Below are 7985 nucleotides of genomic sequence, written 5' to 3' on the forward strand. Positions count from 1 at the left end.
TCGCCGCCGAGCTTCGGCCCGGCGGCCAACCAGGTAGATGATCGCACCATGCAAACCCTGACTCCTGTGCTGAATGACGATCAAAAAGCCTCGCTTGTCGGTGAAGACAAACGCTGGAATACCCGCGCACTGATTGTCGACGACGACGTGCCGATCCGCGAACTGCTGATCGATTACCTGGCGCGCTTCAATATCCTCGCCAGCGGCGTGACCGATGGCGCGGCCATGCGCCAGGCCATGCAAGCCGAGACCTTCGACGTGGTGGTGCTCGACCTGATGCTGCCGGGCGAAGACGGCCTGTCGCTGTGCCGCTGGCTGCGGGCGGAATCGGACATCCCGATCCTGATGCTCACCGCCCGCTGCGAACCTACCGACCGCATTATCGGCCTGGAACTGGGTGCCGACGACTACATGTCCAAGCCCTTCGAGCCCCGTGAACTGGTGGCGCGCATCCAGACCATCCTGCGCCGGGTGCGGGATGACCGCACCGAGCAGCGGGCGAATATCCGCTTCGACAACTGGCGCCTCAACAGCGTGCTGCGCCAGCTGGTGGCCGACGACGGGCTGGTGGTGCCGCTGTCCAACGCCGAATTCCGTTTGCTGTGGGTGTTTATCGAGCGCCCGCGCCGGGTGCTGAGCCGCGAACAATTGCTGGACGCGGCCCGGGGTCGCTCCATCGAGGCCTTTGATCGCAGCATTGACCTGCTGGTCTCGCGCCTGCGCCAGAAGCTGGGGGACGACCCCAAGGCCCCGCAGTTGATCAAGACCGTACGCGGTGAAGGCTACCTGTTCGACGCCCGAGATATCGGCTGATGCGCAACGCCTTCAACACCCTGTTCGGGCGGCTGTTCGGTGTGTTGCTGGTAGCGATTGTGCTGGCCCACGCGCTGGCATTCTTCTGGTTTCACCATTATGGCCCGCCGCCCCCTCCGCCCCACGAGACCTTCATCGAGCAACCGGACGGCAGCCTGACGCCAATGCCCAAGGAGCATCGCCGTCCCTGGTTCGGCGGGCCTGTGGTGCCACTGACCTTCCAGTTTATCTCGCTGATCATCGCCGCCTGGTATGGCGCCAAGCTGCTCAGCCGGCCGATCCAGCGCCTGAGCGCCGCGGCCGAGCGCCTGAGCCTGGACCTCGACAGCCCACCGCTGAACGAGTCCGGCCCACGAGAGGCGCGGCAAGCGGCATCGACCTTCAACCTGATGCAAAAGCGCATCCGCGAACAGGTCACCCAGCGTGCCCGCATGCTGGGCGCCGTGTCCCACGACCTGCGCACGCCGCTGTCACGGCTCAAGCTGCGCCTGGAACAGATCGAAGACACCAAGCTGCAGGGCCAGATGCGCCAGGACCTGGACGACATGATCGGCATGCTCGACGCCACCCTGAGCTACCTGCACGAGCAGCGCACCAGCGAAACCCGGCATTGGCTGGATGTGCAGGCGCTGGTGGAGTCCCTGAGTGAAAACGCCCAGGACCGTGGCTCCGATGTGCAATGCAGTGGTGAGTGCGCGCCGCTGCAAGTGCAACCGATGGCCCTGCGTTCGTGCCTGAACAACCTGATCGACAACGCCCTGCGGTACGCCGGCACCGCGCGCATCGAACTCGCGGACACTCCGCAGGCGCTGGTGGTGAAGGTGATCGACCACGGCCCGGGCATTGCGGCGGATAAACGCGAGGCGGTGTTTGAACCGTTTTATCGGCTGGAAGGCTCGCGCAACCGCAATTCCGGTGGCGTGGGGTTGGGCATGACGATTTCCAAGGAAGCCGTGGAACGCCTCGGTGGACGGCTGAGCCTGGAGGAAACTCCGGGCGGCGGCCTTACCGCCGTAATGTGGCTGCCAAGGGCGTAGGAATGGTTCCTGCGCCCTGCAGGAACCATTACTGCCCGGTTTTATCTTCCCGCCGCACCTGAGCCTGGGTGGCACTCCAGTCAGTCAACAAGCTATACGCCACCGCCAGCAATGTCGGGCCGATAAACAGGCCGATAAAGCCGAACGCAATCAACCCGCCAAACACCCCCAGCAACACGATCACCAGCGGCAGGTTGCCGCCACGGCTGATCAGGTAGGGCTTGAGCACGTTGTCGACGCCGCTGATGATGAACGTGCCCCATACACCGAGGAACACCGCATAGGTGTAGTCGCCCTTCCAGGCGAGCCAGGCGGTGGCCGGAATCCAGATCAGCGGCGGGCCCATCGGAATCAGGCTGAGCAGGAACGTCACGATCCCCAGCACCAAAGCCCCCGGAACACCGGCAATCCAGAAGCCGATCAGCGCCAGCAAGGCCTGGGCGGCAGCGGTGCCGATCACACCGTTGACCACCCGCTGCACCGTACCCGCGACCAGTTCGATGTAATAACCCGCCCGGTCGCCGATCAACCGCTCCAGCAAGCGATGCACAAACATCGCTAGGCGCGGCCCGTCACGGTAGAAAAAGAACACGAACACCAGGCTCAGGGTCAGTTCCAGGATGCCGCCGCCGATCTGCGCACTGCGGGCCAGCAACCAGTTGCCGACCTGTCCCAGATACGGTTTCAACGTGACCATCAGTGCCGCGCCCTGCTGGTCGATGCTGTCCCACATCGCCACCAATCGTTCGCCGACAAAGGGAATGGAGCCGAGCCAGGTGGGCGCCGCAGGCAAGCCATCCACCTGGATATCCTTGATTAGGCCCACGGCATCGCGCACATGGTCGGCCAGGTTGAACCCCAGCCAAACCAGCGGCAACGCCACCAATAGCATCCAGACCAGGGTCAGGATCCCGGCGGCCAGCGATTCGCGACCGCCCAGCCAGCGGGTGAGCAAGCGCATCACCGGCCAACTGGCAAACGCCAGTACCGCGCCCCAGAACAGCGCCGACCAGAACGGCGCCATCACCCAGAAGCTGGCACCAAACAACACCAGCAGCAGGATCTGCACCAGCAGGCGATCGTTATTGAGCATGTGGTTTCTCGAAAAGAAGTCTGTAAGAGCAAGAGCTTAGGCGAACGGCGCGGGTCCGTTCGCCCTGGAACGGTCAGCGTATCAGATGCAGGTGCAAACCCTTGGCTTCAGTGGTGCCGGTTTCCAGGCGCGCCGCACGTACGCCCTGATCGATCAAGCCCTGGCGCCATGCCTCGGCGGTGGGCCCGGTCAAACTGACCCGCAACGTGGCATCCAGGTTCAATCCGCGGGAAATAAGGGTGAGCCAGGTGGCGTCAGGCTCGGCGCCCAGCTTGGGAAAATCCAGCTCGCCAGTGCTTTTCAGTTCCCGCAGCAGCGTAGCGGAGGTCGGCAGCAAATCGCCCAACGGTGCGCTGGCGTCCATCTGTTCCACGTGCAGGTACGCCCGTCGATTGCCCCGGGTGATGCCGTACAACGCGACCAGGGAGTTGTCCTGCGGGGCCGCCAGGCGCAGCAGCAGGTATTCCTGCTGGCCGTCGGCGCCCACCAGCTTGGCATTGCCGAACACTTCATTGGCCCACAGGCTGCTTTCACCGCAATCACGGGCCTGGCACCAGAACAGCAGTTGCGCGCCCTGGGCCTGCAAGGCTTCGCGGGTGGCGGTAAAGGCGGCGCTGGAGGTGTGCTCGGCAGGCAGTTCGTAGGTGATGGCAGTGGCTTGGCCGCGGGCGGTGGCCTGGCCTTCATAGCGCAGCTGGCCGCTGATCTTGCGGATCGAGCCCAGCGGGTAGATACGTTCTTTCTCTTCGACGGGACGGTAGTCGACGATCTGCGCGTCGACCTGACGGGCCACGGCGGGCAAGTCCTGGCTACCCGGTACGTCGGCGGCAAACACCAGCGGGCTGAAACAGCACAGCCCCAGAACACGGAAAAATCCCTTCGGCATACTCATCGGATCGGCGCGCCCTGGCCATTGGGGTGCGCTGCGGTGTTGAGATCGTTCATGGTTGACTCCCTTTCGATCCGCCCAGCCTCGGCAGTTGACCCCGCCAAGTCAAGGCGTGGAGAAGAACCGATTGAAACAGTCTGCAACAAGGGTAGCGCCTGGCTCGTCATTCAGGTGCAAATGATGGCCACCGGGCAAGGTAGTCACCTGGAACGTAAGCCCGGAAAGCAATTCGGAATGTTTCGCCAACATGCCGTCTTCGGCGACCACCAACTGTGTCGGACAGCCGACTCGGCGCACGAAGGCCATCGCCTGTTCTTCTGTCAGGCGCATGGGGGAGGCCAGGGTCAGGCGGCTGTCGCTGCGCCAGGTGTAACCACCCGGCACGGGCATCAAGCCACGCTGGGCCAGCAGTTCGGCGGCTTCACGACTGACTGCCACCACGCCTTTCATCCGCGCTTCCACCGCGCGGTCAAGGGTGCTGTACACCGGCTTGCGCTTGTCCTGCAGGTTCATTTGCGCCTGCAACGCCATGCCGAGGCGTTCGGCGGCGTTGTCTGCGGTGCCGGTCGGCGGGATCACGCCATCAATCAATCCCAGGTGCGTCACCCGCTCCGGCAAGGCGCCGGCCAACACCAGGGAAACGATGGCGCCGAGGGAGTGGCCAAGTAATGCAAAACGTTTCCACCCGAGTTGTTCGGCGACTTGCAGCACGTCGTGGACGTAATCCCACAGGGAATAACCGGCGCCAACGGGGCGATGGGCCGAGTGACCATGGCCGGCCATGTCCAGGGCGACGATGCGCAGGCCATCGAGTTTCGGTGCCAGCCGGGCAAAGCTGTTGGCGTTGTCCAGCCAGCCATGCAGGGCAATCACCGGCAAACCGTCTTCAGGGCCGAACAGATGCGCCGCCAACTCGATGTGCGGCAGCGCCAGGCGGACTTCTTCGACGGGCGCAGTCATGCGCAACTGCGCTCGCGCTGGCGAGCTTCCCAACGGGCAAACAGGTTCTTGATCAAAGTGGCGGTGTCCTGTGGGCGTTCAAGGGGAAACATGTGGCCGCCGGGCATGGTCAGCATTTCGCCCATGGGCATGCGCCCCACGCCGCTGGCATGGTGACGCATCACCACCCGGCTCTGGCGACCACGCACCACCGCCAGCGGCACTTTCAGTTGCCGGGCCTGGCCGGGGCTGGTGTGGGGTACGCCGCGGTAGATGCTGATTTCGGTGGCCGGATCAAAGCGCAGGCGCAGGCGATCACCCACCGGCTCCAGGCCGTGTTGCAGGTAGGCATCAAAACAGTCGGGATCAAAGCCGCGAAACAAGGTCTTGCCAGCGAAGTACTGGCGCGCAGCCGCCAGGTCGGCGAACTCTTCACGACGGCCCAGGGTGCGCCCCGCCGGGGTCAGCCGGTCGATAAAACCGAAGCGCTTGGCCGCGCGGATCACCCAGCGATCCGCCAGGGTCAGCACCGGGGAATCGAGCATCACCACCCCGCGATACAACTGCGGGCAACGCATGGCCGCGTGCAAGTGCAGCACGCCACCCAACGAATGGCCCACGCCCCACACCGGCTCGGGTTGTTGCTCAAGGTGGTGGATCAGTTCGTCCACCAGGTTCTGCCAATTGTCATCCACTGGAAACCGGGGGTCGTGACCGTGCTGCGGCAAATGCGCGACGGCGTACTCCGGGGCCAGGGCGGCAAACAATTTGCCGTAGGTCGCCGAAGGAAAGCCATTGGCGTGAGCGAAAAACACGTGCTGCGACATACCTGATCCATCACCGTAAACAGAGTGTTGATTCTCCCCAGACCGGGCAGTCACGGCAATGACTGTAACTGCCAGGAATGATGACACTCACGCCACGCCTATCGGGCCGGCGGCGTCTCCCCCAGCGGTACCACGGCCATGGTCAGGCGCGACACACAGCTGGCCTTGCCTTCATCGCTGGTCAGGCGGATGTCCCACACGTGGGTGGTGCGCCCGATATGAATCGGCTTGGCCACCGCCGTCACCCGCCCGCTGCGCAAGCCGCGCAGGTGGTTGGCGTTGATTTCCAGGCCCACGCAATAGAACTTGCTGGCGTCGATGCACAGGTAACTGGCCATGGAGCCCACGGTTTCCGCGAGTACCACCGACGCGCCGCCGTGCAGCAGGCCGTAGGGTTGATGGGTGCGGTGGTCGATCACCATGCTGGCCGTCAGGGACTCGTCGTCAAAACGTTCAAAGCGGATATCCAGTACTTCACCGATGGTGTTTTTCTGAATCGCATTCAGTTGCTCGATATTCGGTTGGGTGCGCCACAGGCTCATTGATCGGTCCTTATTGGTTTTATGTCAGTGCTCAATCCTGCCACAGCACGGCTTCGGAGCGCTCGCTCCAGGCCAGGAACTGCGACCCGTAGGCTGATTCAATCACGTTGCGCTTGATCTTCAAGGTCGGCGTGAGAAAACCGTTTTCCACCGCCCAACTGTCTTTCACCACCACCAGTTGGCGCAAGCGCTCATGTTTATCCAGCACTTGGTTGACCTCTTCCAGCAAGCGTTCAAGGCTGCCCTGCAAAGCTTGGCGCCCAGCGCCTGCGGCATCTTGCAGGCCCACGGCAGATAACACGCACAGGCCCATGGGCGCACTCAAGCCATCGCCCACCACGCACACCTGCTCGATGCGTGCATGTTCGGCCAGGCGGTTTTCAATCGGCGCCGGGGCCACGTATTTGCCTTTGCTGGTCTTGAAGATTTCCTTGAGCCGCCCGGTCAGCCGCAGGCGGCCATCGGTGCCCTGCTCGCCCTTGTCGCCGGTGCGCAGGAAGCCGTCGGCGGTGAGGGTCTCGGCAGTTTTTGCCGGGTCCTTGTAATAACCGAGCATGGTCGCGCCGCTGCGTACCTGGACTTCGCCGTCGTCACCGATGCGTACTTCGACGTCCGGGCATGGCAGGCCTATCCAGCCAAGTTTCTGCTGGCCGGGGCGGCACACGTGGGAGTAGCCGCAGCTTTCGGTCATGCCATAGACCTCCAGCACATCCAGGCCCAGCCGGCGATACCAGACCAACAGTGCTTCGGGCACGGGGGCTGCGCCGGAGAGCGCCACGCGCACAGCGTCCAGGCCCAACCCGGCGAGTACTTTGTGGCCGACCCGTTTGCCGATGAAGGGCAGGCGCAGCAAGGTATCTAGGCGGCTCGGGGGGATTTTGCTATAGACGCCCATCTGGAATTTGGTCCAGATGCGCGGTACGCCGAACAGCGCTGTTGGCCTCGCCCGTTTGAGGTCTGTCAGAAAAGTGTCGAGGCTCTCGGCGAAAAATACTGTCTGTCCGGTGTAGATCGAGGCCATCTCCACGAACATGCGTTCGGCGACGTGGCACAGCGGCAGGTAGGACAGCAGGCGGTCGCCCTCCCCCAGGCCGAACAGTTCAGTGCCGCGGATGGCCGCGAAGGCCAGCGCGCCGAAGCTGTGCATCACGCCCTTGGGCAGGCCGGTGGTGCCGGAGGTGTAGATGATGGTGGCTAGATCGGATGCTGCGGGCGCGGGGTTGTCCTGAATGGGTGAGCAGGCTTGCAGGTCGGCCCAGGTGAAATCGAATTCGCCATCGGGGCACAGCGGCAGGCTGATGGTGGGCAGGTCGGCCTTTACTCCGGCGGACATGGCGGGCCAGTCGTCCAGTTTGCCGATAAATGCCAGTGCGGCTTCGGAATGCTCGAGTACGTGGGCGACGGAGTCGGCGGTGAGGTTGGGGTAGAGCGGGACCGAGACGTGGCCGGCCATCCAGATGGCGAGGTCGGCGATGATCCAGTGGGCGCAGTTTTTCGAGATCAGGGCGATGTGGGAGCCCTGGGGCAGGTCGCGGGCTCGCAGCCAGTGGGCGGCGCAGCGGACCTGGTGACCGGCTTCGGCCCAGGTGAGGGTTTGGACCTCGCCGCCTTTGATGGGCTGAACCAGGAATCGTTGCCGTGGGTGGCGGGCTTCGCGGTCGAAGAAGACTTGCAGCGGCAAACGAATAGCGACAGACATGGACGCGCTCCTTTGTGTTCCGATGGTAGCCAACCAAGCACTTGCTTGGCTGACTATTTCATGGGAGCGCGGGGGGTGCAAGTTCTGCTGTTTGGGGGTATATCCGTTATTTGGGTGATGGCTGAAATGGGTTCCGCTCTTACAGC

Annotated in this window: 8 protein-coding genes; 2 read left to right on the forward strand and 6 right to left on the reverse strand. The window is 63.5% G+C overall.

Going from position 1 to position 7985, the window contains the following annotated elements; translation table 11 throughout:
- The first annotated feature begins 48 nt into the window (after window positions 1-48).
- The gene (locus HX817_RS28030; protein ID WP_032898726.1) at window positions 49-813 is read left to right on the forward strand and encodes a response regulator; all 765 of its coding nucleotides are present in this window, start codon (window positions 49-51) and stop codon (window positions 811-813) included.
- Window positions 813-1850: a cell wall metabolism sensor histidine kinase WalK gene (locus tag HX817_RS28035; protein WP_003217175.1), complete on the forward strand. Its 1038-nt coding sequence runs from the start codon at window positions 813-815 to the stop codon at window positions 1848-1850. Before HX817_RS28030 ends, HX817_RS28035 begins: the two co-directional genes overlap by 1 nt.
- A 28-nt stretch (window positions 1851-1878) precedes the next feature.
- On the opposite strand, the gene HX817_RS28040 is transcribed toward HX817_RS28035, so the two are convergent.
- From HX817_RS28040 to HX817_RS28065, 6 genes are all read right to left on the reverse strand, one after another.
- Window positions 1879-2943, reverse strand: a complete 1065-nt coding sequence (locus HX817_RS28040; RefSeq protein WP_003217173.1) for an AI-2E family transporter — start codon at window positions 2941-2943, stop codon at window positions 1879-1881.
- Window positions 2944-3016: 73 nt separating this feature from the next.
- Window positions 3017-3835 carry a DUF4892 domain-containing protein gene (locus HX817_RS28045; RefSeq protein ID WP_177041908.1) on the reverse strand — a complete coding sequence of 273 codons (819 nt, stop codon included), beginning with the start codon at window positions 3833-3835 and terminating at the stop codon, window positions 3017-3019.
- Between the two features lie 102 nt (window positions 3836-3937).
- Window positions 3938-4792 (reverse strand): alpha/beta hydrolase, encoded by an 855-nt coding sequence (locus HX817_RS28050; RefSeq protein ID WP_102369641.1) that lies wholly within the window; start codon window positions 4790-4792, stop codon window positions 3938-3940.
- Complete coding sequence (locus HX817_RS28055) at window positions 4789-5598, reverse strand: alpha/beta fold hydrolase (protein ID WP_177010081.1); 810 nt, start codon at window positions 5596-5598, stop codon at window positions 4789-4791. Before HX817_RS28055 ends, HX817_RS28050 begins: the two co-directional genes overlap by 4 nt.
- A gap of 98 nt (window positions 5599-5696) precedes the next feature.
- Window positions 5697-6140: a hotdog fold thioesterase gene (locus tag HX817_RS28060; protein ID WP_003217165.1), complete on the reverse strand. Its 444-nt coding sequence runs from the start codon at window positions 6138-6140 to the stop codon at window positions 5697-5699.
- 31 nt (window positions 6141-6171) lie between these two features.
- Complete coding sequence (locus HX817_RS28065) at window positions 6172-7839, reverse strand: AMP-binding protein (RefSeq protein WP_177041910.1); 1668 nt, start codon at window positions 7837-7839, stop codon at window positions 6172-6174.
- Window positions 7840-7985: the final 146 nt, after the last annotated feature.

Source organism: Pseudomonas sp. C6002 (assembly GCF_013385805.1).
Lineage (GTDB): Bacteria > Pseudomonadota > Gammaproteobacteria > Pseudomonadales > Pseudomonadaceae > Aquipseudomonas.

Bases quoted from the DNA above. Each gene is read 5' to 3' on its own strand.
- HX817_RS28050 (WP_102369641.1), bottom strand. From the start codon at position 4,792: ATGACTGCGCCCGTCGAAGAAGTCCGCCTGGCGCTGCCGCACATCGAG.
- HX817_RS28065 (WP_177041910.1), bottom strand. From the start codon at position 7,839: ATGTCTGTCGCTATTCGTTTGCCGCTGCAAGTCTTCTTCGACCGCGAA.
- HX817_RS28035 (WP_003217175.1), top strand. From the start codon at position 813: ATGCGCAACGCCTTCAACACCCTGTTCGGGCGGCTGTTCGGTGTGTTG.
- HX817_RS28060 (WP_003217165.1), bottom strand. From the start codon at position 6,140: ATGAGCCTGTGGCGCACCCAACCGAATATCGAGCAACTGAATGCGATT.
- HX817_RS28045 (WP_177041908.1), bottom strand. From the start codon at position 3,835: ATGAGTATGCCGAAGGGATTTTTCCGTGTTCTGGGGCTGTGCTGTTTC.
- HX817_RS28040 (WP_003217173.1), bottom strand. From the start codon at position 2,943: ATGCTCAATAACGATCGCCTGCTGGTGCAGATCCTGCTGCTGGTGTTG.
- HX817_RS28030 (WP_032898726.1), top strand. From the start codon at position 49: ATGCAAACCCTGACTCCTGTGCTGAATGACGATCAAAAAGCCTCGCTT.
- HX817_RS28055 (WP_177010081.1), bottom strand. From the start codon at position 5,598: ATGTCGCAGCACGTGTTTTTCGCTCACGCCAATGGCTTTCCTTCGGCG.